This is a genomic window from Magnetovibrio sp. PR-2, assembly GCF_036689815.1.
In the GTDB taxonomy this organism is placed as follows: domain Bacteria; phylum Pseudomonadota; class Alphaproteobacteria; order Rhodospirillales; family Magnetovibrionaceae; genus Magnetovibrio.
This window is the reverse complement of record NZ_JBAHUR010000003.1, coordinates 225,770-250,230: the sequence shown is the minus strand read 5'-3', so window position 1 is coordinate 250,230 and position 24,461 is coordinate 225,770. Positions and strand designations below refer to the sequence as shown.

31 protein-coding genes and 2 tRNA genes are annotated in these 24,461 nt (G+C 55.2%); 20 read left to right on the top strand and 13 right to left on the bottom strand.

Going from position 1 to position 24,461, the window contains the following annotated elements:
• Window positions 1-37: 37 nt before the first annotated feature.
• The gene (locus V5T82_RS06060) at window positions 38-382 is read right to left on the bottom strand and encodes a hypothetical protein (protein ID WP_332894847.1); all 345 of its coding nucleotides are present in this window, start codon (window positions 380-382) and stop codon (window positions 38-40) included.
• Between V5T82_RS06060 and modA the strand changes: the two genes are divergently transcribed.
• From modA to V5T82_RS06040, 4 genes are all read left to right on the top strand, one after another.
• Window positions 330-1,313 carry a molybdate ABC transporter substrate-binding protein gene (gene modA, locus V5T82_RS06055; protein ID WP_332894715.1) on the top strand — a complete coding sequence of 328 codons (984 nt, stop codon included), beginning with the start codon at window positions 330-332 and terminating at the stop codon, window positions 1,311-1,313. The two genes, V5T82_RS06060 and modA, sit on opposite strands and share 53 nt — an antisense overlap.
• Window positions 1,310-2,011: a molybdate ABC transporter permease subunit gene (gene modB, locus V5T82_RS06050; protein ID WP_332894714.1), complete on the top strand. Its 702-nt coding sequence runs from the start codon at window positions 1,310-1,312 to the stop codon at window positions 2,009-2,011. Before modA ends, modB begins: the two co-directional genes overlap by 4 nt.
• Window positions 2,008-3,153: a molybdenum ABC transporter ATP-binding protein gene (modC, locus tag V5T82_RS06045; protein ID WP_332894713.1), complete on the top strand. Its 1,146-nt coding sequence runs from the start codon at window positions 2,008-2,010 to the stop codon at window positions 3,151-3,153. Before modB ends, modC begins: the two co-directional genes overlap by 4 nt.
• Before the next feature lie 167 nt (window positions 3,154-3,320).
• A complete protein-coding gene (locus tag V5T82_RS06040) occupies window positions 3,321-4,667 on the top strand; it encodes a S8 family serine peptidase (RefSeq protein ID WP_332894712.1) in 1,347 nt (448 codons plus the stop codon).
• 31 nt (window positions 4,668-4,698) lie between these two features.
• Here the strand turns inward: V5T82_RS06040 and V5T82_RS06035 are convergent, their stop codons facing one another.
• The 5 genes from V5T82_RS06035 to V5T82_RS06015 all read right to left on the bottom strand — a co-directional run bounded on the left by V5T82_RS06035 (window position 4,699) and on the right by V5T82_RS06015 (window position 6,284).
• Window positions 4,699-5,091, bottom strand: a complete 393-nt coding sequence (locus V5T82_RS06035; RefSeq protein WP_332894711.1) for a response regulator — start codon at window positions 5,089-5,091, stop codon at window positions 4,699-4,701.
• Window positions 5,092-5,272: 181 nt separating this feature from the next.
• Window positions 5,273-5,350: transfer RNA gene (locus tag V5T82_RS06030), tRNA-Arg, on the bottom strand.
• Between the two features lie 38 nt (window positions 5,351-5,388).
• Window positions 5,389-5,685 (bottom strand): ETC complex I subunit, encoded by a 297-nt coding sequence (locus V5T82_RS06025; RefSeq protein ID WP_332894710.1) that lies wholly within the window; start codon window positions 5,683-5,685, stop codon window positions 5,389-5,391.
• Window positions 5,686-5,715: 30 nt separating this feature from the next.
• Window positions 5,716-5,792 (bottom strand) — tRNA-Pro (locus V5T82_RS06020).
• Between the two features lie 42 nt (window positions 5,793-5,834).
• Entirely contained in the window at window positions 5,835-6,284 is a 450-nt protein-coding gene (locus V5T82_RS06015) for a DUF192 domain-containing protein (RefSeq protein ID WP_332894709.1), read from the bottom strand.
• Window positions 6,285-6,499: 215 nt separating this feature from the next.
• On the opposite strand from V5T82_RS06015, the gene V5T82_RS06010 reads away from it, so the two are divergent.
• The 12 genes from V5T82_RS06010 to V5T82_RS05955 are packed head-to-tail and all read left to right on the top strand — an operon-like array spanning window position 6,500 to window position 14,945.
• On the top strand, window positions 6,500-7,057 hold the full coding sequence (locus V5T82_RS06010) for a Na+/H+ antiporter subunit E (protein WP_332894708.1): 558 nt from the start codon (window positions 6,500-6,502) through the stop codon (window positions 7,055-7,057).
• On the top strand, window positions 7,054-7,353 hold the full coding sequence (locus tag V5T82_RS06005; RefSeq protein WP_332894707.1) for an MrpF/PhaF family protein: 300 nt from the start codon (window positions 7,054-7,056) through the stop codon (window positions 7,351-7,353). Before V5T82_RS06010 ends, V5T82_RS06005 begins: the two co-directional genes overlap by 4 nt.
• Window positions 7,353-7,748 (top strand): monovalent cation/H(+) antiporter subunit G, encoded by a 396-nt coding sequence (gene mnhG / locus V5T82_RS06000; RefSeq protein ID WP_332894706.1) that lies wholly within the window; start codon window positions 7,353-7,355, stop codon window positions 7,746-7,748. Before V5T82_RS06005 ends, mnhG begins: the two co-directional genes overlap by 1 nt.
• Before the next feature lie 23 nt (window positions 7,749-7,771).
• Entirely contained in the window at window positions 7,772-8,353 is a 582-nt protein-coding gene (locus V5T82_RS05995; protein WP_332894705.1) for a DUF4040 domain-containing protein, read from the top strand.
• Complete coding sequence (locus V5T82_RS05990; protein ID WP_332894704.1) at window positions 8,350-8,847, top strand: Na(+)/H(+) antiporter subunit B; 498 nt, start codon at window positions 8,350-8,352, stop codon at window positions 8,845-8,847. Before V5T82_RS05995 ends, V5T82_RS05990 begins: the two co-directional genes overlap by 4 nt.
• On the top strand, window positions 8,847-9,230 hold the full coding sequence (locus tag V5T82_RS05985) for a cation:proton antiporter subunit C (RefSeq protein WP_332894703.1): 384 nt from the start codon (window positions 8,847-8,849) through the stop codon (window positions 9,228-9,230). Before V5T82_RS05990 ends, V5T82_RS05985 begins: the two co-directional genes overlap by 1 nt.
• Window positions 9,227-10,714, top strand: a complete 1,488-nt coding sequence (locus tag V5T82_RS05980) for a monovalent cation/H+ antiporter subunit D family protein (RefSeq protein ID WP_332894702.1) — start codon at window positions 9,227-9,229, stop codon at window positions 10,712-10,714. The genes V5T82_RS05985 and V5T82_RS05980 overlap by 4 nt, the downstream gene beginning before the upstream one ends.
• The gene (locus V5T82_RS05975; protein WP_332894701.1) at window positions 10,714-12,216 is read left to right on the top strand and encodes a monovalent cation/H+ antiporter subunit D family protein; all 1,503 of its coding nucleotides are present in this window, start codon (window positions 10,714-10,716) and stop codon (window positions 12,214-12,216) included. Before V5T82_RS05980 ends, V5T82_RS05975 begins: the two co-directional genes overlap by 1 nt.
• A gap of 1 nt (window position 12,217) precedes the next feature.
• On the top strand, window positions 12,218-12,574 hold the full coding sequence (locus V5T82_RS05970; protein ID WP_332894700.1) for a hypothetical protein: 357 nt from the start codon (window positions 12,218-12,220) through the stop codon (window positions 12,572-12,574).
• Window positions 12,564-14,258 (top strand): Na(+)/H(+) antiporter subunit D, encoded by a 1,695-nt coding sequence (locus tag V5T82_RS05965; protein WP_332894699.1) that lies wholly within the window; start codon window positions 12,564-12,566, stop codon window positions 14,256-14,258. The genes V5T82_RS05970 and V5T82_RS05965 overlap by 11 nt, the downstream gene beginning before the upstream one ends.
• A 60-nt stretch (window positions 14,259-14,318) precedes the next feature.
• On the top strand, window positions 14,319-14,723 hold the full coding sequence (locus V5T82_RS05960; protein ID WP_332894698.1) for a hypothetical protein: 405 nt from the start codon (window positions 14,319-14,321) through the stop codon (window positions 14,721-14,723).
• Between the two features lie 3 nt (window positions 14,724-14,726).
• Window positions 14,727-14,945 carry a superinfection immunity protein gene (locus V5T82_RS05955; RefSeq protein ID WP_332894697.1) on the top strand — a complete coding sequence of 73 codons (219 nt, stop codon included), beginning with the start codon at window positions 14,727-14,729 and terminating at the stop codon, window positions 14,943-14,945.
• On the opposite strand, the gene V5T82_RS05950 is transcribed toward V5T82_RS05955, so the two are convergent.
• From V5T82_RS05950 to V5T82_RS05930, 5 genes are all read right to left on the bottom strand, one after another.
• A complete protein-coding gene (locus tag V5T82_RS05950; protein ID WP_332894696.1) occupies window positions 14,930-16,501 on the bottom strand; it encodes a calcium-binding protein in 1,572 nt (523 codons plus the stop codon). The genes V5T82_RS05955 and V5T82_RS05950 overlap by 16 nt on opposite strands.
• Before the next feature lie 186 nt (window positions 16,502-16,687).
• On the bottom strand, window positions 16,688-17,236 hold the full coding sequence (locus V5T82_RS05945; protein WP_332894695.1) for a Panacea domain-containing protein: 549 nt from the start codon (window positions 17,234-17,236) through the stop codon (window positions 16,688-16,690).
• A gap of 72 nt (window positions 17,237-17,308) precedes the next feature.
• On the bottom strand, window positions 17,309-18,115 hold the full coding sequence (locus V5T82_RS05940; protein ID WP_332894694.1) for a flagellar hook basal-body protein: 807 nt from the start codon (window positions 18,113-18,115) through the stop codon (window positions 17,309-17,311).
• A gap of 91 nt (window positions 18,116-18,206) precedes the next feature.
• Window positions 18,207-18,638: a hypothetical protein gene (locus tag V5T82_RS05935; RefSeq protein ID WP_332894693.1), complete on the bottom strand. Its 432-nt coding sequence runs from the start codon at window positions 18,636-18,638 to the stop codon at window positions 18,207-18,209.
• 367 nt (window positions 18,639-19,005) lie between these two features.
• A complete protein-coding gene (locus V5T82_RS05930; RefSeq protein ID WP_332894692.1) occupies window positions 19,006-19,827 on the bottom strand; it encodes an alpha/beta hydrolase in 822 nt (273 codons plus the stop codon).
• Window positions 19,828-19,937: 110 nt separating this feature from the next.
• Here V5T82_RS05930 and V5T82_RS05925 point away from each other — a divergent pair, with 110 nt between their 5' ends.
• Window positions 19,938-20,519: a UbiX family flavin prenyltransferase gene (locus V5T82_RS05925; RefSeq protein WP_332894691.1), complete on the top strand. Its 582-nt coding sequence runs from the start codon at window positions 19,938-19,940 to the stop codon at window positions 20,517-20,519.
• A gap of 35 nt (window positions 20,520-20,554) precedes the next feature.
• Window positions 20,555-20,950, top strand: a complete 396-nt coding sequence (locus V5T82_RS05920) for a bacteriohemerythrin (RefSeq protein WP_332894690.1) — start codon at window positions 20,555-20,557, stop codon at window positions 20,948-20,950.
• A gap of 2 nt (window positions 20,951-20,952) precedes the next feature.
• Here the strand turns inward: V5T82_RS05920 and V5T82_RS05915 are convergent, their stop codons facing one another.
• Both V5T82_RS05915 and V5T82_RS05910 read right to left on the bottom strand, forming a co-directional pair.
• A complete protein-coding gene (locus tag V5T82_RS05915; protein ID WP_332894689.1) occupies window positions 20,953-21,888 on the bottom strand; it encodes a zinc metalloprotease HtpX in 936 nt (311 codons plus the stop codon).
• A gap of 46 nt (window positions 21,889-21,934) precedes the next feature.
• Window positions 21,935-22,438, bottom strand: coding sequence for a KdsC family phosphatase (locus tag V5T82_RS05910; protein ID WP_332894688.1), 504 nt, complete (start codon window positions 22,436-22,438; stop codon window positions 21,935-21,937).
• A gap of 127 nt (window positions 22,439-22,565) precedes the next feature.
• On the opposite strand from V5T82_RS05910, the gene V5T82_RS05905 reads away from it, so the two are divergent.
• Together V5T82_RS05905 and V5T82_RS05900 are read left to right on the top strand one after the other, a co-directional pair.
• Window positions 22,566-24,005 carry a sensor domain-containing diguanylate cyclase gene (locus V5T82_RS05905; RefSeq protein ID WP_332894687.1) on the top strand — a complete coding sequence of 480 codons (1,440 nt, stop codon included), beginning with the start codon at window positions 22,566-22,568 and terminating at the stop codon, window positions 24,003-24,005.
• Window positions 24,002-24,430 carry a thioesterase family protein gene (locus tag V5T82_RS05900; protein WP_332894686.1) on the top strand — a complete coding sequence of 143 codons (429 nt, stop codon included), beginning with the start codon at window positions 24,002-24,004 and terminating at the stop codon, window positions 24,428-24,430. Before V5T82_RS05905 ends, V5T82_RS05900 begins: the two co-directional genes overlap by 4 nt.
• Window positions 24,431-24,461 lie beyond the last annotated feature (31 nt).

The window sequence follows — 24,461 nt, the reverse complement described above, 5'->3', positions numbered from 1 at the left end:
TGGCGACGGTTCGTTTTGTGAAAGAAGAGGTGTAAGCCTAAGCTTGCGCTAGCGAGCGCATTTCCCCGCATTGGTTCAAGGCGTCCACCAAGAACTCATAAGCCGTCGCATCGAGCCCTAAATAGTTGATCGCAACGGTCGTGGCGTCCATACGCACCACTCGGGCGGGCAATTCGACTTGATGCATTGTGGTTGCGCTGCAGCCAATACCTTTGACCGTGACCAACGCCCCGGTGGACAGCTTACCGTCATAATTTTCAAGCAAAAATCCGCCCAAGCTCCAATTGCCAACTTCAAACTCTTGACCGCACACACGCACCAACAGGCCCATGCGGCCATGGCGTTCATGTTTACGACGGTCTATGTTCAATGCGGCTTCCATAAATGGGATCCTGTCTGGCGGACGGGTGAGGCAAACTAGCGCTATGATTCTCTTACGGAAAACTTCTGGTACGTATTTTGGGCTATATTGTCACATAATTTCCCAAAAAGCTAAGTTTTCTTACGATTCGCGCCCTGGATGCCTTTCTATGCTCAAACGTTCTCACACCGTGTTCTTGGTTTACGCTTTGTGCCTGCTCTGCTCATTTAGCAGCCTCTCCGCCCACGCAGAGGAACGGGTCACCTTGTTCGCTGCCGCCAGCACGCAAGCTGCAATGCACACCATAACGACCTCCCTAAAGGAACAGGGCATTGATATTATAGTTATTTATGGGTCCAGCTCGTCCCTTGCCCGCCAAGTTGAACATGGTGCACCTGCCGATATTTTCCTATCCGCAAACACAAACTGGACAGATTATTTACGAAATATTAATAAAATCGAACCAGACCAATTGCGAATCGTGGCCAAAAACGCCCTCGTGATGGTTTCCGGTGCCGCTCCCTTCCCCGCCCCCCGCATGGCCGTAGGTCCGGGCTATCCCTTAGGCAGCATCTTACAAAATTCCCGCTTTGCCATCGGTGATCCGGCCCATGTCCCTGCCGGTCAATATGCCAAAGAGGCTCTTCAGAACTGGGAATTATGGGACGCCGTCAAAGACCGCTTGGCGCCAGCCCGCGACGCGACCGGAGCGTTGATGTTTGTCGCCCGTGGAGATGCCCGGCTGGGGATTGTGTATGCCTCGGACCTCAAACGCTCTGAGCGGGTGCGGCCCTTTGCGCAAATCCCGCCCCAGCTTCATGCGCCGATTGTTTACCCGGCTGCCATTGTCCAAGGCCAAATGCGCCCAAGCGTGTTAAAAGTTATGAGGTACTTAACCAGCCCAGAAGGTCAAGACGCCTTTCGGGCGGCCGGATTTGGATCTGTCGATTGAACTGGAACCTCACCCCTTTGGAACTGGATGCCTTGGTCTTAAGCCTCAAAGTCGGGGTGTGGACCAGCGTTGCATCTGTGCCGTTTGCCATCGCCGTGGCATGGGTTTTGGCACGCAAGCGGTTTTGGGGGCATGGGCTGCTCAATGCCTTCGTGCACCTGCCCTTGGTCGTGCCGCCCGTGGTGGTTGGTTATGTCTTGTTGGTGACATTTGGACGCACGGGCGCTGTTGGGGCATGGCTGTATGAAACGCTGGGCATCACCTTGGCGTTTGATTGGAAAGGCGCGGTTGTTGCCGCCGCGGTTATGGCTTTTCCCTTGATGGTGCGCGCCATGCGTTTGAGCCTGGAAGCCATTGATCCCGGTCTTGAAAAAGCCGCCCGCACCTTGGGCGCCAAGCCTGCACGCGTGTTTGTGACCATCACACTGCCCTTGATGCTTCCCGGCATTGTCACCGGGGTGGTCCTGGCTTTTGCCCGCGCCCTGGGTGAGTTCGGCGCGACCATCACGTTTGTGTCCAATATCCCCGGGCAAACCCAAACTCTGCCCTTAGCCCTGTACAACTTCACCCAAGTGCCGGGCGGTGAAGCGAACGCTATGCGTTTGGCCGTTTTGTCTATTGTGGTGGCTCTGGGCGCCCTTTTGGCCAGTGAAATCCTCGCCCGCCGGGTCCAGCGCATGACGGGAGGCTCCGCATGACTGCTCCCTCCCTAAGCGTTCACGTTCAACACCGCCAAGGCACCTTCGAGATCAAAGCCGCCTTCACCGCTGAGCCGGGCATCACCACACTGTTTGGCAAGTCGGGGGCTGGGAAAAGTTCGCTGATCTCCATGATCGCAGGACTGACGAGACCGGACTACGGCACTATCCGTCTGGGTGAGCGCACCTTGTTCGACAGCGACACCCAAGTTCACATGCCGCCAGAAGACCGGCAAGTGGGCTACGTATTCCAAGACGCGCGACTGTTCCCGCATATGAGCGTTTTGCGCAACCTACGCTATGGCTGGGGGCGCATTGCCCCCGAAAACCGCACCGATCAGTTCCACAAAGTGGTCGAATTGTTGGGCCTTAGTAGCCTTCTTAACCGAAACCCAGTTCATTTATCGGGCGGAGAGAAACAACGGGTCGCCATTGGCCGGGCGTTGCTGAGCAATCCCGACATTTTGCTGATGGATGAGCCATTGGCGTCCCTCGACGCGGCGCGCAAAAGTGAGATTTTGCCCTATATTGAAACCCTGGCCCAAGACTTCGCTCTTCCTGTCGTTTACGTGTCGCATGCCATCGAAGAAGTTGTGCGACTGACGAACAGCTTGGTTTTGATGTCCAATGGTGCAACGCTTGCCCAAGGTCCGGTAGAAGACTTGATGAGCCGCCTAGACCTGGGCCCCGTCACCGGTCGCTACGAAGCGGGTGCCGTCTTGTTGCCAACGGTTTTTCAGCACTTAGAAGACGTGCAGCTCACAAAGCTTGACCTCCTGGGGCACGACATCTTCGTGCCGGGCCTCGATTTGGCGCCCGGCACACCTTTGCGTCTGCGGGTGAGGGCCCGCGATATCTCCGTTGCTTTGAATAAGCCTCAGCAAACATCCCTGTTAAACATGCTACCCGGAACCGTTTGCGAAATTGAACAGTGCAGCGGTCCTCAGCTCACCATCGCCATAGAGATCACCCCAAAAGAAGCCGCCGCGTCTTCCCATCGTTTGCTCGCGCGTATTACCCAAAAATCCCTGAAAGATTTAGGGATCGTCGTCGGGACCCCCGTTTGGGCCATGATCAAATCCGTCGCCATAGACCGGCACAGCTTAGGCGGGCATGGGCGCGGCAATGAACGTACTGAATAACTCGAGCCTTAGACCCATTTAAGCCCCTTTATGCCTATACAGTCCAATCTGAGGATACCCATCCGTTGGGAATCCTGATATGTAAACCAGAACGTTATCTCGGTTTTTACAGTGATTAAATCCGACGTTTTACCTCCCCTGAACCCGTCATCCAGCCGGGAACCACTATGGCGACAAAAAAATCCCCAAAGCCCCAGCCATCGAGAATGGGCAAAGGCACCAAAGCACTGGTCACAATCTTAATTGGCTTGGCGGCGACCTTGGCGGTCATGGTGAGCGGCATCGTGCTTTTATCCGTCTTGGAAGACGCGGACAAGACGGCCAAACCCATCTCTCAAGAGACACCTATCGTCACGTCTCACAACATCGATCAGCCCCCTTCAAGCCCGCGAGCGCTCCCCCCCGATCAGGTGGATGCACTCAAGCGCTATGAGGGCGAACGCTCCACATTTCAGCCAGAACTCGCGTTTGAACCCAACGAAGTCATTTTGGCTGCACCGCCCAAAGGCTTTGAAGACAGAATCCGTTCCGCAGGCTTTCGCATCAAAGAATACGTCAACTTAGGCGCTATTGATCTACAGATTGTGCGTATTGAAACGCCAAAAGGCATGTCCCTGGACGCGGCTTTGCGCAAACTTGCCACGTTACTCCCCGGCGTCACCATCGACGCTAATCATCATTTCGAAGCCAGCGCTGTTCCAGGCACCAACGCCCGTGAAATGGCGGGATGGGGCCAATTGTCCCCCGCTTGTGGCAAAGGATTGAAAATCGGCCAAATCGACAGTGGTGTGGATGTCAGCCATCCCGCCCTGGACGGTCAAAACGTTCATTATCAAATTTTTGCGCAATCTGGACGCAAAGCGGGACCGGCCAACCACGGTACCGCCGTCGCGGCGATGCTGGTGGGCAAAGCGTCCTGGGGCGGTTTACTGCCGGGTGCCGAGCTTTTTGCAGCAAACATGTTTGAAATCAATGAGAAAGGCAAAAAAGTCGGGTCGTCCATGGGGCTTTTGAAGGCCATAAACTGGCTATCCAAACACAAGGTCCACGCGATTAATATGTCCATTGCCGGAGGCGATAACAAAGTCATCCGCAAAGCCTTGCGCAAGGCGACCAGCAGAAACTTATTGATGATTGCAGCTGCCGGAAACTGGGGCAGCGTGAGCAAACGGGCCTACCCGGCCGCTTATTCAGAAGTGGTCGCCGTCACCGCCACACGCGGGACCGAACTGATCTACTCTCATGCAAACCAAGGCGACTACATCGACTTTGCCGCGCCGGGTGTCGGGATCTACACCGCTCAACCCGGTGGTGGCGGCAAACCGCAAAGTGGAACATCCTTTGCGGTCCCCTACATCACCGCCATGGCCGCAATTCTATACAAAGCGGGACGCACGCCCAACGCCGCGTCTCTGCGCAAGGCACTCAGCAGAGCCACCCGCGACCTGGGCAAGCCCGGCAAAGACCAAGTCTTTGGCTTCGGCTATGTCAAAGCACGTCCCGTGTGCAAATAATGTGTGCAAATAAGTCTTGAGAATGATTGAGTTAGGCCGCGTTGGTGCTGCCATTGTCCTGTGACAGCAGGGTTGAAATGGTCTTCAACAGATCATCACCGCCAAAGGGCTTTTCCAGGGTCGCCCCCGCTCCGAACAATTGAGCAACTTCGATGAAGTTTTTGCGCACAATTTCTCCGCCCCCGGAAATCGCAATGATCGGCAAATCGGGGAAATCTGACTTAATTTCCCGGATGGTTTCCAGACCCTCTTTTTGCGGCATGATCAGATCGATGATCGCCAAATCATAGGGGTGTTCTTTTTGCAAAGATATCCCTGTATCCGCATCGCCGGTGTCTTGAACATCATACCCGGCACTTTCCAGCACCGCACAAATGGAGGTGCGCACGAATCTGTCGTCATCTATGATCAAAATGCGGCTCATATACAGCATCACTTTCTTACGGTCGCCCAGCCCGACAAATTACCCATATTTAGAATACTCATTTACAACAGGTGCAGGAATCACACAGATGGATGAGTTGCATAGGCTGTCTGTGCAAAATTTTAGGTTTAGCTTATATAAAAAGCTTTGCAACACATTCGGTTGCAAAGCTTTTTTAAAGTGGCGACCCCAGCAGGACTCGAACCTGCGACCTGCGGATTAGAAGTCCGCTGCTCTAATCCAGCTGAGCTATGGGGCCTTTTGCCCCAAGGTGTTTGCTGGGGCGAATGTGAGGCGTCAACGCACTCTGTCGAACGCGAATTTTGCAGCGTAAGAGCGGGTGATCAGCTTCGCTTCTTTGGTGGCGATGACTTGGAAGTCCAAGCCTTGGCGTTCGGCGTAGGCTTTGGCTTCGGCTTCGCTATCAAAGCGCAGTTTCACTTGAGCCTGCGTATCGCCAGAGCCCACCCAACCCATCAACGGGTCCAGGGTTTTGGCTTCACACGGGGCAAATTCGACGACCCATTTCATTTTGGCCGGATTCCCCGATTGCATGGCGTTGCGAGCCGGACGGTAGATACGAGCAGTTGCCATTGGACACACCTCGGTCATTTCTCAATTTAATGGTCGGGGAGACAGGATTTGAACCTGCGACCCTCTGTTCCCAAAACAGATGCGCTACCAGGCTGCGCCACTCCCCGACTAAGGGTGTTCTTAAGTCTTTGGAGGGCGTTAGGCAACCCCTAAAACGCCATGCGATCCCCAACCCCTAAACTGAGCCGCTTCACCGTCCCCGCCGGGACTTCTAAGATATAGCGCACCGCCATGGGTGTTCGGATGAGCTTTTGGGACAAGGGCACGGCGTTTTCATGGATGTGCACCACACGGCCCCGATTGTCCGCAAACAGCATATCCAAAGCCACATACGTGTTCTTCATCCACATGAGCGCAGACCGGGGCGGTTTGTGTTCGAACAACATTCCGCGATCCGCTGCCAAAGATTTGACGTACATCAGGCCATAGCGTTGCTGGTGAAGGGTGCGCGCAAGCTCGACAGTGAACAGGTGGCGTGGACCGTGTTGGGAAATGATTTCAACATTTGCCGTTAAAAAATTAGGCCGCGGCGGGATCAGTTTGTACGATTCCTGCGCTGTTGATGGCGTAACCACCACCACCGACAGCACAAGAGCCACCAGGACCGCAAATAAATGAAGGTTATTTCTTACAAAATTGCTGCACATGACGAAGGATCATAACTTTTCGGGTCTGCAAAGTCGTTAATCATTATCCGCGCCCCTAAAATCAGACAATAAATAACTTTTTAGTTCGATCTTGCTTGCCACGTTCGCACCTGCAACCTATTCTCAAAGCAATTTTGTCAGACTCGTTAACCAGGAGCTCGAACACCGTGTTGCATGCCATTTCCTTAGGTCTGGCGTTAGCCATTCTATGGGCATTGTTGTCCGGTATGTTTGAGCCCCTTTTGTTGGGGCTGGGGCTTGTTTCCATTGTCTTGACCATTTGGATTGCCCACCGCATGGACGTGGTCGACCACGAAGGCCACCCGATCCACTTAGGTCCGCGCGCCATCTTCTACTTCCCCTGGCTGATGAAAGAAATCGGCAAAGCCAACTGGGATGTGGCCAAGATTATCTTGAGCCCAAAGATGAACATCCAGCCGCACATCTTCAAGACCAAAGCCTCTCAACAAAGCGATGTCGGCCTGACGACATATGCGAATTCCATCACTTTGACCCCCGGCACCGTCACCATCACCATGGAAGAAGACGGCACGTTTGAAGTCCACGCGTTGACCGACGCCGCCCGCGAAGGCGTCGAAACACTGGATATGGACAAGCGCAGTACCGCTATGGAAGGCATGACGCAACCGGATCGCCTTGGTGCACCCAAGCCTGATGCGAAGACGAAACCACAGGCGAAACCACAGGCGGGGCCCAAAGCATGAGCACAGCAATGTTCGCCGTCGCCGCCATAGCGGTCTTGATCGCCATGGCTTTGAGCATGGTGCGCGCGTTTGTCGGACCGACGGTATTTGACCGCATTTTAGCTGTGAACGTATCGGGCACCCTGACGGTTGTGCTGATTTCGGTCTACGGCTTTTTGGACGGACGTCCCGATTTCTTAGATATCGCCCTTCTGTATGCGCTGATCAACTTCATCGGCACCATTGCCGTGAGCAAATACATGAAGTTCGGCAGCCTCGGCCATCCTCACGACAGCAATGACGAGGGGGACGTGTGATGTTGGAATTTCTTCACACCCCGGTTGGGCCGCTGGCGCTGAACGACTGGATCAGTTGGTTCTTTATTCTGGGCGGCGCATTTTTCTCCATTGTCGGCGCCCTTGGCATCGTGCGCTTACCTGATGTGTTTTCACGTATGCATGGTGCAGGCATGGTCGACACTGCAGGCATCGACATGATCTTGATCGGGTTGATGTTCCAAGCCACCGAATGGATCGTTGTGGTAAAGCTGGGGCTGATCTTACTGTTTTTGTTCTTCACCTCGCCCACGACGACGTTTGCCTTGGCACGGGCCGCGATTTCGGGTGGAGTGAACCCCGGACCCAAGCGCCGCGAACCGCATCAGCTCAAAGACCAAAAAGCACAAGAGGAGACGACATCATCGAACACGTAATCGTCATCTCTTTGTTGGTGTTCATGGCCGTCACCGCCCTTTGGCTGGTAAAGCTGCGCAATCTGTTCGCCGTGGTCATGCTGACGGGGATTTACTCCCTGTTTGCCGCTGCTCTTTACGTTGTGATGGACGCCGTCGACGTCGCCTTTACCGAGGCCGCAGTCGGTGCGGGCATCTCCACCGTGTTGATGCTGGGCACGCTGTCTTTAACGACCGAGCACGAAAAACCGCACAAGAAGCCGCCTTTGATGGCTCTGGTTTTGGTTTTGCTGACCGGTGGCATCTTGGTCTACGGCACGTTTGACATGCCGCGCTACGGCGATATAAACGCACCGATCCATCAGCACGTCGGCAATCGTTATGTCGAAAAATCCGGCGACGAAGTCGGCCCGCCCAACATCGTGACGTCCGTTCTGGCCAGCTATCGCGGCTATGACACGTTGGGCGAAACCGCCGTGGTCTTCACCGCCGCCGTTGGTGTGTTGGTCATCATTGGCCGGTCAAAGGGAAGCTGGCGCCCGACCTCAGAAAAAGTCCGCCGCCGTCGCGACGATGAAAAAGACGAAACCTCAAACGCGCAACAGCCGGAGGACACTTCGTCATGATGATCGAAAAGGTCCTTCTGCGCGTTATCGCCAAACTGCTGATCCCACTGATCTTGCTGTTTGGTCTCTATGTTCAATTTCACGGCGACTTCGGTCCGGGTGGCGGGTTCCAAGCCGGCGTTATTTTTGCCGTCGCGTTTATTCTTTATGCGCTGGTGTTCGGCATTGATATGGCGCGCGGCGTCATATCTGCTGGTTTCAGTCGCGCTTTGCTGGCCTCGGGCGTTTTGGTCTATGGCGGCACGGGTGTCGTCACCATGCTATTGGGTGGGGAGTACCTGTCCTACAACGTATTGGCCGAAACCGTGCACGGCGCACAGCACATTGGCATTTTTGTCGTTGAACTGGGTGTCGGCATGACGGTGGCTGGCGCAATGATCACGATTTTCTATACCTTCTCCGGTCACGCGCGCAACGCCTTGCCGTTCCGCCGCGGCAAAGGCAAGCATATCGACGCCCCTGCTCCGCCTCTCAAGATAGAGGAGGACCGCTGATGGCTTGGGCACAACTGCAAGACTGGCTGGGACTTTTAAATTATTGGGTCGCAATTGCCTTGATGATGTCAGGCTTTTACATCGTCATTGCGCAACACAACTTGGTGAAAAAGGTCGTCGGGCTGAACATCTTCCAAGTCGCCGTGTTTGTCTTCTACATTTCCATGGGCAAAATCGACGGTGGCTCCGCCCCGATTTTGAAAGACGGGATCGAAGTCTATTCCAACCCGCTGCCCCACGTGTTGATCCTCACCGCCATTGTGGTGGGTGTGGCGACGACTGCGCTGGCTTTGGCGTTGGTGGTGCGCATCCAACACAGCTACGGCACTGTTGAAGAAGATGAAATCCAAGACATTGAACACGAAGAGGAGGACATCGCATGAGCGGTGCTGAAGTGATGTCCGATCCGTGGCTGATTTTGTTGGTCGTGGTGCCGCTGATGGCGGCTCCGGTTTGCGTCCTGTTGCGCAACGGCCCTGCGGCTTGGTCCGTGGCGACCTTGGTGTCGTGGGCCGTGTTCGGCATTTCCATCAAGCTGTTGATGAGCGTCCTTGAATTCGGCGAAGTGGTTTACCGCATCGGCGGCTGGGACGCGCCGTGGGGGATTGAATACAAGCTCGACCCCGTAGGTGCCGTTGTTGTGCTGATCGTCGCCGGTATTGGCGCGTTGGTCATGCCGTATGCGAAGAAAAGCGTCGAAAAAGAAATCCGCGAAGACCGCATCTATTTGTTCTACACCATGATGTTGCTATGCCTTTGTGGCTTGCTGGGCATTACGGTGACGGGTGATGCGTTCAACCTGTTTGTCTTCTTGGAAGTTTCTTCGCTCTCGACTTACGTGCTGATCTCTCTCGGCCGGGATCGCCGGGCGCTGACGGCGGCGTTTCGCTACCTGATCATGGGCACCATCGGTGCGACGTTCTACATCATTGGTGTGGGCTTGATGTATCAGATGACCGGCACGCTCAACATTGCCGATCTCAGCACCATTATGCCCGCAGTGGTCGACACCCGCACGGTGCACGCCGCCTTGGCGTTCTTGACCGTGGGCGTCAGCTTGAAGCTCGCCCTGTTCCCTTTGCACATGTGGTTGCCCAACGCGTACACCTTCGCACCTTCGACCGTGACGGCGTTTTTGGCGGCGACCGCAACCAAGGTTTCCGCATACGTGTTGCTGCGCATCATTTTGACGGCGTTCGGCGGGGTCGATTTGTTCGCGAACTTCCCGCTGCAAGAAGTCCTGATCGCCATGGCACTGGCCGCCATGTTTTTGGCCAGCCTGTCAGCCATCTGGCAGCAAAACGTCAAGCGCATGTTGGCGTATTCTTCCGTGGCACAGATCGGCTACATCGTTTTAGGTATCGCCTTGGCCACCGAAGCGGGCATCGCGGGCGGCATCATTCACATGTTCAACCATGCGCTCATGAAAGGGGCTGCGTTCATGGCCATAGGTGCCGTGATTTATGCAACCGGGTCTGTGACGCTGAACGACCTCAAAGGCATTGGCAAAAAAATGCCGCTGACCATGGGGGCATTTGTCATTGCGGGGCTGGGGCTCATCGGCGTGCCGCTGACGCCGGGCTTCATCAGTAAGTGGCAGTTGATCTCTGCATCGCTGGAGCTCGACATGTGGCCGTTGGCCGCGCTCATTTTGCTATCGAGCCTTTTGGCCGTCATTTATGTCTGGCGGGTGTTCGAAGTCGCCTACCTAGCCAAGCCCAACGTCCAAGTGACCCATGAGGTGCCCATGTCCATGTTGGTGCCCACTTGGATCTTGGCTTTGATCGCGGTTTACTTCGGTGCCGATGCGACCTTCACGTTGCAGCTGGCCGACACGGCGGCGCAACATTTGATGGGGGGCATGTGATGATTTTCAGTCTCCTCACCGAAGCGCAAGTCATCAAGCTGGCGGTCCTATTGCCTTTGTTCGGTGCAGCGTTAATTGCCTTTGCCGGAGAGCGCAACCGCAACATCCGCGAAACCATTTCGCTGGCGACGGCTGTGCTTGAATTTGTGCTCGTCGCGAGCCTCACGCCGGAAATTTTAGAAGGCGCGCGCCCGTCCGTCGATCTGTTCGAAATGCTGCCAGGTCTTGCCATCACCATGACGGTCGAACCTTTGGGCCAACTGTTTGCCCTGATCGCCTCCGGCCTTTGGATCGTCAACACGGTCTATTCCATCGGCTACATGCGCGGCAATAAAGAAGGCAACCAGACACGGTTCTATGTTTGTTTTGCCATCGCCATTTCCGCTGCCGTCGGCATCGCCTATGCGGGCAATTTGTTGACGCTGTTCTTGTTCTACGAAGTGATGACCATCTCCACCTATCCATTGGTCACGCACGCGGGCAATGAAAACGCCGTTCGCGGTGGCCGCACGTATCTGGGCATCTTGATGGCGACAAGCATCGGCTTTTTGTTCTTAGCCATGCTGTGGACCTACAACCTCACCGGCACGTTGGACTTCGTCGAGGGTGGCATCTTGGCGGGCAAAGTCCAAGGACCTGAACTTGCCGTCCTGGTCTTTTTGTACATGTATGGCATCGGTAAAGCCGCCTTGATGCCCGTTCACCGTTGGCTACCGGCAGCGATGGTCGCGCCAACCCCGGTGTCGGCCCTGTTGCATGCCGTGGCTGTCGTGAAAGCGGGCGTGTTCTCCGTTGTGAAAGTCGTGGTCTATATCTTTGGCTTGGATTTGCTGACCACCTCCAAGGCTGACGATTGGCTGTTGTTCATGGCGGGCTTCACCATCATTGCCGCAAGCATCATTGCGCTGCGCCAAGACAACCTCAAACGCCGCTTGGCGTATTCGACCGTGTCGCAGCTGAGCTACGTCATTTTAGCAACCGCAATCCTGGCCCCCATTTCGGTGGCGGGTGCCGCCATGCACATTGCTGCACACGCGTTTGGCAAGATCACGTTGTTCTTTGCTGCAGGCTCCATCTACACCGCCGCACACAAGACCGAGATCAGCCAGCTGGACGGCATCGGCAAACGCATGCCGTTCACTATGATCGCCTTTGGCATCGGCGCGTTGTCGATGATCGGCATCCCACCAACCGCAGGCTTCATATCCAAATGGTTCATTTTATCGGGCGCATTGGAAACGGGTGAGGCCTTTGCCGTGTTGGTGATTGTTGCCTCCACCTTGCTGAACGCAGGTTATTTTCTTCCCATCATTTACGCCGCGTTCTTCAAAGAGCAAAAACCGCGCGCCGAAGACGACGCTTACGCCAAATACGACAACCACGGCGAAGCCCCCCTGCCCATCGTGTTGGCTTTGAGCTTCACGGCCTTGGGCACCATCGTTTTGTTCTTCTTCCCAGATGTGCCCTTGGCCCTGGGACGCGCGCTTGTGGGAGGTTGGTAAAATGACCGATACACCGCAACCCAATACGCCCGAAACCGAAGCACCCAAAAAAGCGACCGAGCCCGGCGTGCCAGACTCACGCCTTCAAGAAGGTGGCGAGTACTATGACGCCGTCGGCGCACCGCAACACTGGTTGGTGAAGCGCAAGACCATCCGTTTGATGTGGGTGTTGGGCATCGCCCTGCTCGCCTTTGTCACATGGTTGGGCACCACGGCGCACCCGCACGCGAAGTTCGGCATCGAAGGCACTTTGGCGTTTTATTCCTGGTATGGCTTCATCACCTGTGTCGCCATGGTGTTGTTTGCGAAATTCTTGGGCCTCTTTTTAAGCAAGAAGGACACGTATTATGACCAGTGATGTGCTGATCTCCCCGTCCTTCATCTTGATCCTCGGATCATTGTTGCTGCCCATGGTTTGGGGCTGGGCGCGCTCGGCTCTGATATTGGTTTTGCCGCTGTTGACGCTGGCTTGCATCTGGCAGGTTGGTGACGGCGTGCAGATGACTGTGCACTTCTTGGACTATCAGTTAGAGCTGGTCGAAGGCTCGAACCTGTCGCGCATCTTCGCCACCATCTTCGCCATTATGGCCTTTGCGGGCGGTTTGTTTGCCCTGAACCAAAACCGCGTGATTGAACTTGTTGCGGCCTTTGCATACGCGGGCAGCGCCATCGGTGTTGCGCTGGCAGGTGATCTGATCACCGTGTTCATGTATTGGGAACTGATGGCCGTGGGCTCGACCATTGTGTTGTGGTCCGCAGGAACCTTGTCGTCTGGGCGCGCGGCCATGCGTTATGCCCTGGTACACCTGTTCGGCGGTGTGGTGCTGATGGTGGGCGTGGTGGCTTATATCCAAGACACGGGCTCCATCGACTTCACCCTCATGGGCGCCAACAGTTTTGCCACCTGGATGATTTTGATCGGCTTCCTGATCAACACCGGTGCACCGCCCCTGTCCGCGTGGTTGCCCGACGCCTACCCCGAAGCCAGTTGGTCGGGCACGGTGTTCCTGTCGGCCTTCACCACCAAGACCGCCGTTTACGTGCTGCTGGTGGGCTTTGCAGGCGAAGAGATTTTGATCTGGATCGGCGTCTATATGATTTTCTACGGCATCGTCTATGCGCTGCTGGAAAACGATATGCGGCGCATCTTGTCCTATTCGATTGTGAACCAGGTGGGCTTTATGGTCGTGGGTGCTGGGATCGGCACGGAGATGGCCATCAATGGCGCCGCTTCGCACGCGTTCACCCACATCATCTACAAAGCCCTGCTGCTCATGAGCGCCGGTTCGGTCATGTACATGACCGGTGGCGTGAGGAAGTGTACCGAACTGGGCGGTTTGTTCCGCACCATGCCGCTGACCACAGTCGCGGGCATTATCGGTGCATTGGCAATTTCGTCCTTCCCGTGGACCAGCGGCTTTGTGTCCAAATCCATGACCAACCAAGCGTCCTATGACGAAGGTTACATGATCGTATGGTTCTGCCTGATGGCCGCCTCCGCAGGCGTGTTCTTGCACGCGGGCATCAAGTTCCCCTGGTTCGTGTTCTTCCAAAAAGATAATGGCCTGCGCCCGAAAGACCCGCCGTGGAACATGCGCTTGGCAATGGTGATCTTTTCCTTCCTGTGCATCTGGTTGGGCGTGCAGCCCGGCCCGCTTTATGAGCTGTTACCGTATCCGACGGACTACGAGCCCTACACCCCCGCCCACACGTACGAGATGCTGCAGCTGTTGCTGTTTGCCGGTTTGGCGTTCTTCGTGCTGTTGCCCTTGATGAAGCGCAAGCTCACCATCACGCTGGACTTTGACTGGTTTTACCGCAAATTCGCCGTAGATATCGCCGCCAGCTTGGCTGAAACCACGTCCAAGATCATCAGTGGCTTCGCTTGGCTGAAAGACAACTTGGTCAACGCCGCCATCGATCTGGTCACCCACCACCACAATCCGCGCGGCGTTCTGGCCCGCACCACACCCGCAGGCATCATGGTGTTTTGGGTGGTCGTGGTGCTGTTGGTCTATCTGGTGATGTATTTGTTCATCTAAGAGGCTGGTATTTGCCCCCAAACCACCCTATTTAGGGTCAAAGAAACTTGGGAGCTTCGCATGACCTTCGAAACCTACACGCCTGAACAGATTGACACCGCTTGGGAAACTGCGGATGAAATCGAAGGCTATGACCCAACCGAGACCCGCATTGTGTGGTGGGACGACAGCGGCTGCATCATTCACCGCGCTGAGCTCGACAACGAAAGCCTTTATGGCTGGTTGATCGATGACCAAGGCCGCGCGCGGGGCCGGGGCTATGAATCGCGCGAAATGCTGGCCGAAGAACGCAACAAGGACTTGCGCGCCGTCACCGGGGAAAAAACCGACGAAGCTTTCCAACAAGCCGTCGAAGCGGGCATCCCGCAGGCGTTCTCCTTGTTCCTGCGCGTCAAAGACCTCGAAGACATGGTCATGAAGCAGGCCGAAGAAATCCAAGACCTCAAGCTGATGCTGAACAAATAAGTTATGGGTGCGGCGCTCGACTTCCTCAACTTCGCGCTCACCACAACGCTGGTCCTCGGCCTCTATTTCGCCCCCACCCTCATCGCGCACAAACGCGTACCGCTCCAAGCCTTTCGCATTTTCAATTGGAACTTGTTTACGGGTTGGACGGGGATTGGGTGGCTCATTTCGTTATACATGGCCTTAACGGCCCGTCCTCACAGCGATCATCCTGAGCTCTGATTTTTGCTGGCCTGATAAGCCTTGGTGGCGTTGTACCAGTTTTGCATTACTTCACTTTTGGGGGTGAAAGCATCGACTTCGCCGATGAAATTTGAAATATCTTCGGACCTTAAAACCGTACCATCAGCGAAAGCCATTGAGGCAATGCCATGGCGCTGAACATCACGCAACACCAAGCTGTCATTCGCATCCTTGAAACCGATGGTCAGATCGTTCCCGGACGCTTGGAATGTCAAATCTTCAGCCTCTATGCCCTCGCCAAAGGAAAGGGTGGCACTGGAAATCCTATGGGTCTGGGCCAAGGCGGTCCCCCATCGTCCCCCTGCAATAATGTCATGGCCGTCACCGACGTTGAAATGAACCACCGCGTCTTTACCTTTTAGATAAATCTGATCATCACCTGCTCCGGCAGAAATTGTTGCGCCATCCCAAACTGTAATGCGGTCATTTCCGTCCCCTGTGAACACAGTGCCATCATTTTGAACAGTCACACTGTCGTCGCCATCTCCTGTGTACACCGTGGCATAGTCGTTAGCCTGAACCATGTTCGCCCCATCACCCGCATAAACGAATACCCGGTCATAGGCTTCAATCCAATCGTCACCGTCGCCGGTTTCAACCGTTGAGTGGTCTTGCACGCGAACAAAATTACTACCTTGTTTATCTTCAACAGTTGTATGGCGCTTTCCTTCCAAGCGATCATCCCCAGCCCCCCCGTCCAGAGTGGCCCGCATCTGTCCCGTGAGGTGGTCATCCCCTGAACCTCCATTCAACGTCGAACCTTGTCCGCCAAATAAGACATCATCGCCGCTATCGCCGTTTAAAGTGCTCCAATGACCACCCGTCATTGTGTCATCCCCTGAACCTCCATGCAGCGTTGAACCTTGGCCGCCGAATAAGACATCATCGCCGCTGTCGCCGTATAAAGTGCTCCAATGGCCACCCGTCAATGTATCGTTTCCTGAACCGCCATGGAGTGTACTGCTCTGGTTTGCGAGAAGCTCATCATCACCTGCCCCACCAAACAGCTCGCTGTTGTCTCCGCCGATCAGCACATCGTTCCCAGCAAGTCCCCATAATTGTGCGTTGTGGAGAACCTCCAAGTAATCGTCGTGGCTGGTCCCATAAAGAGAGCCCTCATGGCTCACCTCACGAACTATGCTTGCGTCATCAGTGCTCTGTCCGTCAGAAGCGCTCTTATGTCGTTGTGGCGGGGGCGTTTTCTGAGGGTGATCCGCCCCTGCAAGAATTACGTCAAACGTACGGCTCCCGTCAAAATCCTCAGGATGGGTCTTACGATAGGTCGCAAACATAGCTGCGCCCGCCTCCCCTCCCATTTCGGATGCCTGAATAGCGGCAATGATCGCCTGCGGGGAGTAATTCTCCATGCCTGTCATTTTGATCATCGGACCTTGCAGGGTAACGGAAGCTCCTTCCCCTAAGTCTGTGATGAGCTTTTCAAAGCTTTGCGCCTCATCAATCAGGTCTTTCATGCTCAATATTGGGACGTTCGGATCAATGCGAATCCCTGACGCTGGGGGATCAATCGTTGTCATGACGGGCTCCTTATGAATTGACATACAAAAATAACATTCAACGATGACGAGCAATATTTATGCCAAATCCAACGGCTAGGAAATCCGCCGTTTACGCAAGGATTTGATCCAATATAGGCTGCAAAACAGCAATATTTACCGAGTATAGAAGGCAAAAAGTGCCATCTATTTGTGTGAGTTATGGGATTATTTCGACCCAGGCGACCACGACTTCACCTTCACAGGTGCGCCCGTTTGCGTGCGCATGACGCGTTGGCCGTCTAGGTCTTTGAGTTGGCGAGACGTTTGGTAGTCTTTTTTCTGTTCCGTCTGCGCTTTAAAGGCCGCCACCATGGCTTCCAACTGGATTTCCGTGCGGTTGCCCTTGCGCAAGGCAATGGAATACGCCTGATTGCCGCTGATGAGCCTTGACAATTGGTCTGGTTTTTGATGCCCGAATCGGCGCCAAATACCAGACAGGAAGACTTCTACGTCCGTCGGCAGGAACAATTCCACGTCCACTTCCGGGCGACCGCGGGAAAAGGCGTGATAGACCGTGGGCTCCACCGGGCCTTGTTCATCGGCCACGAAAATGGCGGGCATGAGCTTTTTGCCTTCATACGCCATGGCGTAGAACGCCTGCGACAGATACAGCAAGCGGTGCAGCTTCATGGGCTGGAGATATTCGTTTTCGTTCAGGGCTTGGTCGGCGAACCAGAACGCAACATCTAAGGTGGATTTAACGGCGAACGTCATGCTTTTCGAACCCGGATTCGGAACTTTTAAGGTCTACAATTTATCAAAAGATGGGAACAAAAAGGTTAACGCTCAAGCCGTTTCGTCCAAAAGCGCTTGGGACATTTCGTCAGCGACCTTAATCACCGAAAGCGAAGCCTTATAAGCGTTTTTGGCCATCAGCATGTTGGAGAATTCGGTACCGATGTCGGTGGTGGACAGCTCCAACGCGCCGCTTTGAATAGCACCTGCGCCGTTACTGCCAGCCGTGAAGTAAGTTGGCGCACCGGAAAAGTCGGTTTCTTGAAACACCCCGCCCGTCTGCCCGGCCAAACCTGAGGAATTGGTGAAGACCGCAACGGGGATTGTGGCAATGCTGACTTGGTCGCCGCTTTCAAACAAGGCCGTGACTTCGCCGTCTTGGGCGATGTTGACGCCTTGCACCTCGCCAAAGCCGTCACCGCCGCCAACGCGCGACACGTTGATGGCACTGAGGCTTTCGGAGCTGTCCTCTTGGCCCAGCAAATAAAACCCGGAGGTGTTGACCAGATTGCCTTGTGCATCCGGTGCGAACGAACCGTTACGGGTGAACTGGACACCACCGGAGCCATCCGACGACGCTGAGACGGGAAAAAAGCCGTTGCCGGACAGGGCAATATCCGTATTCGACGCACTTGGCGCCAACAGCCCCTGGACATCGGCAAGCTGGCGGGGAATGGCCTGAACGCCACCCGGCGCGTATGCCGTAGAGGTTTGCGCGACCGAAACCGTTCTGGCTGCGATCTGCGTGTCTTTGTAGCCATTGGTGGAAACGTTAGCGATGTTGTCCGCAGCCGCGCCGATGCGCTGAGCGTTTAAGCTCAACCCCGATACTGCTGATTGCAACACATTGCCGACCATTGAAACCTCCTGATTAGGCCATAGAGAGATTATGCCACAGCCCGCACAGAGATGCTGTGACAAAGATCACACGATAATTTGTATTTAAAAATCAGAGGGTTGCAGAGTACTTCGAGCCCAAGTGATGCGGTGGGTTGGAAATCACGTGCGCGACGCCTTCATAGGTCTTGGCCACCTTGTCCACCACCATGTGATAGCCCGGCTGTTGCTTTTCATTGCCCAGTTCACCCGGCGAAGTGTCGCGCTGGTGTTGGGTCAACAGATGCAAGAACGTGGTCGAGTTGGTGTCGAAGTTGGACGTCGGGTTGGACGGCGGCTTGGGCAGTTCGGGCTGAGACGGCTGCCCCCACTGCGTGAAGCCTTGGAAATTATAATTGGGATCGGCGTAGACTTCGGCCTTGGGCGCGATTTCTTCGATGGCACCATAGGTCGCAGACGCAACATTGCGTCCCCCTGCCGGCATATGGGCAGAGGCAATGTTGGGCCCCGAAGGCGCACTCATGGGTCTGGCCGAAAGTGCCATGACCGGTCCTCAATCGTCCGCGCGCCACGAAAAGCAGCGCCGTTACACAATCCCAGCGGCAGTCACCAAGGCCATTTTGCGATCCAATGAAGCCGTCCGACAGCCACAACCCACGCGCGACAAGCGCCCGAAATCACGGCTAAAAACGCACTTCTAAGCCCTTGAAAACTCAAGAACTTAAACGCAAAAAAGCCTCGGTCATGACCAACCCCTTCTGGGCTCAAGACCGGGAGCTTCCTGTTCTAGGCTCGACGAAAACCTTATCATTCTGTAAGGCGTGTCGATTTACAGTTAAAATTATACTAAAAAATCAGGGGGTTGTGCCAGCTTTAATTTTGAGACCCAAATCTTGTGATACGAAGATCAATCAATTTCGCACAGCCATCTCATCCAAGAATTCGATCATGGCCTCCCCTGCGCCGAACTCATAAAGATCGTCATGTCCAGCCTCAGGCACCCAAAACCCGCGCTTGGGCTCGTTGGCGGCCTCAAACAGGCGCTGCGCAAACTTGAACCGAATAACAGCGTCCAATTCGCCGTGGGCGATGAACAATGGCGCAGAGATGGAACCAATGCGCACGATGCTTTCGTAGCGGTCTTTCATCAGCACGCTCACCGGCAGAAAGGGATAGCGGGCTTGTGCCACGTCAACCGTGGAGGTGAACGGCGCTTCCAACACCACGCCAGCCAAAGGGCCACCCTTGTTTTCAAACTCCGCAGCCATCTTCGTCGCCACGCCGGTGCCCAAGGATTCCCCGTAAACGACAATTTGGCTGTTGGACAGGCCTTGGGCCTTCAGATATTCGATCGCCGCACGGGCATCGGCGTAAATCCCCTGCTCGCTCAATTCGCCGGGGTTTTCGCTATAGCGGCGGTATTCCGCCAACATCACGCCATAGCCTGCATCCAAGAACCGCCGGGCCTTGTGGTCGCGATCGCCAATGGCGCCTGCGTTGCCGTGATACACAACGATGGTGGGCTTGGTGGGATCGCTGGGCTCTTTCAACCAAGCAAACAGGTCTAAGCCGTCTTCGGTGGTAAAAAAGACTTCTTTCATTTCCGGCACTAAGGTGTCGGCGATGCGCGAACGCGGCTCATTGGGGAAGTACATCATCGAGCGCTGCGCAAAGTACATGTACGCCGCAATCGCAACGTATGCGACGACAATGGCGATTAAAAAGCTGGTCATGACGTCGAGAATCCCTCTGCGCATATAGACTACCTCTCCCTCATGGCTATCGCACTCTAGAGCGTTGCGCAAGACTGGACACTGGGCCAGTGAAGCGTCATGATCCGGCCATGACACAGACAGACACGCAATCCCCGCTCATCGTTGGTATCAGCGGCGCAACCGGCGCCATGCTGGGCGTGGAAACCTTGCGGGCATGCAAGGCCTTAGACATCCCGGCCCACCTGATCATCACGGACGCCGGCGTGCGCACCTTGAACTACGAAACGGACTTGAGCCTGGACGACGTGAAGACATTGGCGGTGGAAACCTACGCCAACAAAGACATTGGTGCCGCAGTCGCCAGCGGATCGTTCAAGGCGCGTGCCATGATCATTGCGCCGTGTTCGATCAAAACCCTGTCCGGTGTGGCAAATTCGTTTTCCCACAACTTGATGATCCGCGCCGCCGATGTGTGCCTCAAAGAACGCCGCCCGGTGGTCTTGATGGTGCGCGAAACCCCACTGCACAAAGGCCATCTGCGCCTGATGGCACAAGCCATAGACATCGGCTGCCACATCGCGCCGCCCATGCCCGCGTTTTACGCCAGACCCGACAGCATCGAAGACATGGTGCGCCACAACGTCGGGCGCGTTTTGGACCTCGCCGACGTAAACCATGATTTGGTTGAACGCTGGCACGGCCAAGGCTGATAAACAATCACCCCGAAGATAAAGAAACGACAACCATGACCACCATTTCCTGGAGCGACGAGCTCAAACGCGGCTTAGGCTTTCAAGACGAAGACCACGAACAAGCCGTCAAAGTGATGAATGCCTTGCACGGCTGTTCCGACGCAGAGCTGCCTGCCCTGTTTGAGCAACTGTTCACCCACACCGCAGAACACTTGGCGCGCGAAAACGAGCTGATGGAACGCATCGGCTTTTTTGCCTATGGCATGCACAAGGGCGAACACGACCGGGTGTTGGCTGAATTGCAAGAGTTCAAAGACAAGCTCGATGCCAAAGACCTAGACGCCGTGCGCCACTACGTCGAAGTCACGGTGCCCAACTGGTTCATAGATCACTTAAATTCCATGGACACCATCACCGCACAATTTGCGCTGCAAGCCGGCGAGAAATAGCTCTATCGCCACCACCTCAACAACCAGCGGATCGGCACGCCTAGGCCGTAGTCTTGGCTGCCCGGGTAACCGTGTTGGGTGCCGATGAGGGTGCTTGGCAACGGCTCAACACCGGGCTCAAGTTCTGCGATGCGCCGCACGCGTTCGACCGTCATGGGGTGAGACCTCAACAGCGAGGGTTCCGTTTCCGGGTGGCTTGGCACGTAGGCGTGGCGCAAAAAGCCTGTGTTTTGGATTTCCAGCTTCTCCAACGCACCAATGAGCCCCTCTGGGTCGCCAGAGAGACCTATGGCCCCTTCGTCGGCTTCGAATTCACGTAAGCGCGACAAGGTCATCTGCATCACGTAACTGATCAAGGGGGCGGATGCGAGCAAGATCACCACGCCCCACGGCACCTGTGCCCCCACCGTTGCCGCCATGGGCACGTTGAAGATCAGAAAGAATAAGCCCAACAAAGACAGGGTTCGGGTCATGCGCGTCAGCGTGTCCGCCATGGCCATAACCGCCAGGTCGCCCGAGGCGATGTGGCTGATTTCGTGCGCCATCACGCTTGCGATCTCGCGTGCATTCAATCTCTGAACCAAAGACGAGCTCAAGACGATTGAAGCATCATGGGACGACGTCCCCGTTGAAAAGCCCAACATGGTGCTCGCTTCGACCAAATGCAGTGTGGGCGCGCGCTCAATCCCTGCCCGGCGGCTGAGTTCTGCCAGTATTTCATGGAGCACCGGTGCTTGGTCGGGGCGCAGTTTGACCGCACCGATGGCGTGCAGCATCCACTTGGTGGACTGGCTGCGCCCAAACATCATGAACGTCGCCGCAACAAAGGCCGCGATCAACAAGCCTTCGCGCCCAGCCAAAATAAAGCCGATGGTCGCCAAGAGCACCGTCATGGCGAACAACATGAACATGGACTGAAAGAGATTGTGATATTTCATCAGCGCGGCCTCTCTATTTTAGAGATGCGCACTCACAGGCCGGAACTCAAGCGTTCGCCTTCACGATCAGATCGCAGATCTCGCGAACAGCCCCTTTGCCCCCGCCTTTTTGGGTGACATAGTCAGCAGCCTCCAAGGCTTCCTCAACCGCGTCGCAAACCGTCAGGGCAAGCCCCACGGCCTCCATCACAGGCACGTCGGTCAAATCGTCCCCCATGTGTGCAACTTCGTCCAAACTCGCCCCCAAGGTGGAGATGATGTCTTCCAGCTCTTTGATTTTGTCTTCGGCGCCGATGCGCACGTGCTGAATGCCCAAGTGCGCCGCCCGGATGTAGGTCGACGTCTGCTTGGACGCTGAAATGATGCAAATCTGCATGCCAGCCTTCATCGCACGCTTGATGCCCAAGCCGTCTTTGACGTTGAATTTACGAAACTGAACGCCCTCGTCCGTGTAGTACAGCCCGCCGTCCGTCATCACCCCGTCCACATCCAATGACAGCAGTTTGATCCGGCCCAGGCGGTCCTGAACGTCAGCTTTCGAAAGTTTCATTTTCATCGCATCCTTCTGATTCGTCGGATGAATTTAGCATCCCTCCCCCACAAGTGAAAGGGTGACAGATGCAAACCTTAAGCCTATTCTAAACAAGTACTCTGAAAAACTGGGGGCCCAAATGGGCATGCTGACACTGCGTACGAAGCTGATTTCGTTGGTCACGCTGATCTTGATCGTCGGCTTCGGCGCAACCAACTTTTTGAACTATGAAGTCTCCAAAGGGGCGCTGCGCACCTCAATTTTGGAAAATGAATTACCGTTGTCCAGCAACAACGTCTATTCCGAAATCCAAGCCGATTTGTTGCGCCCAATCTTCATTTCTTCGCTGATGGCGAACGACACTTTCGTGCACGACTGGGTCGATGGCGGTGAAAGCAATCCCGAGCAAATCGTGCGCTACCTCTCCCAAATCAAAACCCGCTACAACGCCACCACCTCATACTTTATTTCGGCGCGCACGTTGCGCTATTACCACTTCGGCGGCATTGGCCGGGAGCTGCGCCGGGGCGATCCCGATGATGAGTGGTTCTTTCGTGCCCGCGATCTGCGCGCACCTTATGAAGTCAATGTCGACAACAACTATCAAGTCGATGACAACATCACGATTTTCATCAACTACCGGGTGGAAAACCGTTTCGGTGAATTTATCGGTGTGACGGGTGTCGGCTTGGGCTTGGGCTCTGTCTCGGACTTGGTCAAAACGTATGAGGACCAATTCAGGCGCACCGTTTATTTTGTCGATGAAGACGGCGTGATCCAAGTGCACGGCGACCCAAAAATCAGTGGACAAACCAACGTGCACGAGCTCCCGGGCTTGAGCGAAATCGCTGAAAATGTCATGACCAACAAGCGTGGATCGTACACTTACGAAGCTGCTGACGGTCGTATGCTGCTCACCACACGCTTCATACCCGAGCTCAACTGGTATTTATTCATTGAGCTGCCCGAAGCCCAGGCCTTGACCAAGGTTAAAGTCGGGTTCTTGCGCAACTTGATCATTGGGCCTTTGGTGATTTTGCTGACACTGGCGTTGATCATCTACACCATCAATATCTTCCAGCGCCGTCTGGAAACCCTGGCGATTACGGACAAGCTGACAAGGCTCAACAATCGTCAGCACTTCGATGCGCTGTTGGACCAGGCCATTAAACGCTTTAAGCGCGACAAAGAAGCTTTTTCCCTGTTGATCATGGACCTTGATCATTTCAAAACCATCAATGACACCTACGGACACCTCTCAGGCGATCAGGCCATTCGCCATGTGGCAGACATTATCCGTGAACACACCCGCGACAGCGACGTGCAATGTCGTTGGGGCGGTGAGGAGTTCATGATGATGGCCATGGCCTGCAAGCAAGACGACGGCCGTCGTCTGGCTGATATCATCCGCGAAGCCTTGCAAAACAGCCAGCCGTTCCCCGACAATCCCGACTTCAAAATGACCATGAGCATCGGTGTCAGTGAAATCAATGAGGGCGACACCAAAGATTCATTGATCGGCCGGGCCGACAGGGCCATGTACCAGGCCAAGCAAAACGGTCGCAACCGCACGGACGTCCTATGAAAGACAGCTTAAAACCCGGTATCCGCTACACCCACACCTACCCCGTCCCTTCGGACAAAACCGTTCCGGCTCTTTACCGCGAAGCCCCCGAATTGCAAGAAATGCCCGAAGTCTTCGCCACCGCATTTTGGATAGGCTTCATGGAATGGGCCTGCGTCAAAGCCATTGAGCCGCACTTGGATTGGCCCGAAGAGATGACCGTCGGCACCCACGTGGACGTCAGCCACGAAGCCGCAACACCGCCCGGCATGACCGTCAGTGTGGAGGTCGAACTCATCGAAGTCAGCGGTCGCAAGCTGGTGTTCACCATTGAAGGACACGACGGTGAAGACGTAATCGGCCGAGGGCGACATGAACGTTTCGTCATCAATCGCGACAAATTCAACGCCAAAGTCAGTGAAAAAGGTGCGCGTGCCGCGTCTTGATCCTTTTCATTTACACCTAAGAGCGCTAAAT

What these genes read in the sequence shown, in the direction of transcription:
- modA (WP_332894715.1), top strand. Translation starts at nt 330, where the DNA reads ATGCGGCCATGGCGTTCATGTTTACGACGGTCTATGTTCAATGCGGCT.
- V5T82_RS06060 (WP_332894847.1), bottom strand. Translation starts at nt 382, where the DNA reads ATGGAAGCCGCATTGAACATAGACCGTCGTAAACATGAACGCCATGGC.
- modC (WP_332894713.1), top strand. Translation starts at nt 2,008, where the DNA reads ATGACTGCTCCCTCCCTAAGCGTTCACGTTCAACACCGCCAAGGCACC.
- V5T82_RS06040 (WP_332894712.1), top strand. Translation starts at nt 3,321, where the DNA reads ATGGCGACAAAAAAATCCCCAAAGCCCCAGCCATCGAGAATGGGCAAA.
- V5T82_RS06035 (WP_332894711.1), bottom strand. Translation starts at nt 5,091, where the DNA reads ATGAGCCGCATTTTGATCATAGATGACGACAGATTCGTGCGCACCTCC.
- V5T82_RS06025 (WP_332894710.1), bottom strand. Translation starts at nt 5,685, where the DNA reads ATGGCAACTGCTCGTATCTACCGTCCGGCTCGCAACGCCATGCAATCG.
- V5T82_RS06005 (WP_332894707.1), top strand. Translation starts at nt 7,054, where the DNA reads ATGAGCACAGCAATGTTCGCCGTCGCCGCCATAGCGGTCTTGATCGCC.
- mnhG (WP_332894706.1), top strand. Translation starts at nt 7,353, where the DNA reads ATGTTGGAATTTCTTCACACCCCGGTTGGGCCGCTGGCGCTGAACGAC.
- V5T82_RS05995 (WP_332894705.1), top strand. Translation starts at nt 7,772, where the DNA reads ATGGCCGTCACCGCCCTTTGGCTGGTAAAGCTGCGCAATCTGTTCGCC.
- V5T82_RS05990 (WP_332894704.1), top strand. Translation starts at nt 8,350, where the DNA reads ATGATGATCGAAAAGGTCCTTCTGCGCGTTATCGCCAAACTGCTGATC.
- V5T82_RS05985 (WP_332894703.1), top strand. Translation starts at nt 8,847, where the DNA reads ATGGCTTGGGCACAACTGCAAGACTGGCTGGGACTTTTAAATTATTGG.
- V5T82_RS05980 (WP_332894702.1), top strand. Translation starts at nt 9,227, where the DNA reads ATGAGCGGTGCTGAAGTGATGTCCGATCCGTGGCTGATTTTGTTGGTC.
- V5T82_RS05975 (WP_332894701.1), top strand. Translation starts at nt 10,714, where the DNA reads ATGATTTTCAGTCTCCTCACCGAAGCGCAAGTCATCAAGCTGGCGGTC.
- V5T82_RS05970 (WP_332894700.1), top strand. Translation starts at nt 12,218, where the DNA reads ATGACCGATACACCGCAACCCAATACGCCCGAAACCGAAGCACCCAAA.
- V5T82_RS05965 (WP_332894699.1), top strand. Translation starts at nt 12,564, where the DNA reads ATGACCAGTGATGTGCTGATCTCCCCGTCCTTCATCTTGATCCTCGGA.
- V5T82_RS05960 (WP_332894698.1), top strand. Translation starts at nt 14,319, where the DNA reads ATGACCTTCGAAACCTACACGCCTGAACAGATTGACACCGCTTGGGAA.
- V5T82_RS05955 (WP_332894697.1), top strand. Translation starts at nt 14,727, where the DNA reads ATGGGTGCGGCGCTCGACTTCCTCAACTTCGCGCTCACCACAACGCTG.
- V5T82_RS05950 (WP_332894696.1), bottom strand. Translation starts at nt 16,501, where the DNA reads ATGACAACGATTGATCCCCCAGCGTCAGGGATTCGCATTGATCCGAAC.
- V5T82_RS05945 (WP_332894695.1), bottom strand. Translation starts at nt 17,236, where the DNA reads ATGACGTTCGCCGTTAAATCCACCTTAGATGTTGCGTTCTGGTTCGCC.
- V5T82_RS05940 (WP_332894694.1), bottom strand. Translation starts at nt 18,115, where the DNA reads ATGGTCGGCAATGTGTTGCAATCAGCAGTATCGGGGTTGAGCTTAAAC.
- V5T82_RS05935 (WP_332894693.1), bottom strand. Translation starts at nt 18,638, where the DNA reads ATGGCACTTTCGGCCAGACCCATGAGTGCGCCTTCGGGGCCCAACATT.
- V5T82_RS05930 (WP_332894692.1), bottom strand. Translation starts at nt 19,827, where the DNA reads ATGACCAGCTTTTTAATCGCCATTGTCGTCGCATACGTTGCGATTGCG.
- V5T82_RS05925 (WP_332894691.1), top strand. Translation starts at nt 19,938, where the DNA reads ATGACACAGACAGACACGCAATCCCCGCTCATCGTTGGTATCAGCGGC.
- V5T82_RS05920 (WP_332894690.1), top strand. Translation starts at nt 20,555, where the DNA reads ATGACCACCATTTCCTGGAGCGACGAGCTCAAACGCGGCTTAGGCTTT.
- V5T82_RS05915 (WP_332894689.1), bottom strand. Translation starts at nt 21,888, where the DNA reads ATGAAATATCACAATCTCTTTCAGTCCATGTTCATGTTGTTCGCCATG.
- V5T82_RS05910 (WP_332894688.1), bottom strand. Translation starts at nt 22,438, where the DNA reads ATGAAACTTTCGAAAGCTGACGTTCAGGACCGCCTGGGCCGGATCAAA.
- V5T82_RS05905 (WP_332894687.1), top strand. Translation starts at nt 22,566, where the DNA reads ATGCTGACACTGCGTACGAAGCTGATTTCGTTGGTCACGCTGATCTTG.
- V5T82_RS05900 (WP_332894686.1), top strand. Translation starts at nt 24,002, where the DNA reads ATGAAAGACAGCTTAAAACCCGGTATCCGCTACACCCACACCTACCCC.